Here is a 395-nt window from a genome sequence, read left to right as displayed (position 1 = left end):
GGTCATGGCGCTGAACATCGGTCTGTGCCTTCTCCTCGCGCCGAGATTCGCAGCCGTCGGCGTGGCGGTGGCGAACTGCTCGGCGCTGGTCGTTCAGAACCTCCTGAACCAATGGAGGCTGCGCGCCAGCATCCAGACCCGCCTCATCGATCCCAACTGCTACAGCGCCTACGCGGCCATCGTTGTCTGCGCACTGGTGCTCTGGGGGTTCCAGGCACTCGTCCACCCAGGTGTGGTGCTCGGGGTGGTTGCCGCAGGCGCAGCATCGATCCTCGTGCTCGTCGCCAGCCGAGACGCCATGCAGCTCGCGGCGACGTTTCCGGAGCTGCGGAGGATTCCCCTGCTGGGCAAGTTCATTCGGTGACCGGGGGCGAGCGCACGCCACGTGTCAGGTC

1 protein-coding gene is annotated in these 395 nt (G+C 66.6%); it reads left to right on the top strand.

All coding sequences use genetic code 11. The annotated features are described in order from the left end of the window. Positions 1 to 364 (top strand): polysaccharide biosynthesis C-terminal domain-containing protein (locus tag I6F37_RS43705; RefSeq protein WP_225154940.1); only part of this gene is annotated, 364 nt, incomplete at its 5' end. Positions 365 to 395 lie beyond the last annotated feature (31 nt).

Source organism: Bradyrhizobium sp. NBAIM08, assembly GCF_020193935.1.
In the GTDB taxonomy this organism is placed as follows: Bacteria; Pseudomonadota; Alphaproteobacteria; order Rhizobiales; family Xanthobacteraceae; genus Bradyrhizobium; species Bradyrhizobium yuanmingense.
Note: the sequence above shows the minus strand (reverse complement) of the source record. Positions and strands in the feature narration are given on the sequence as shown.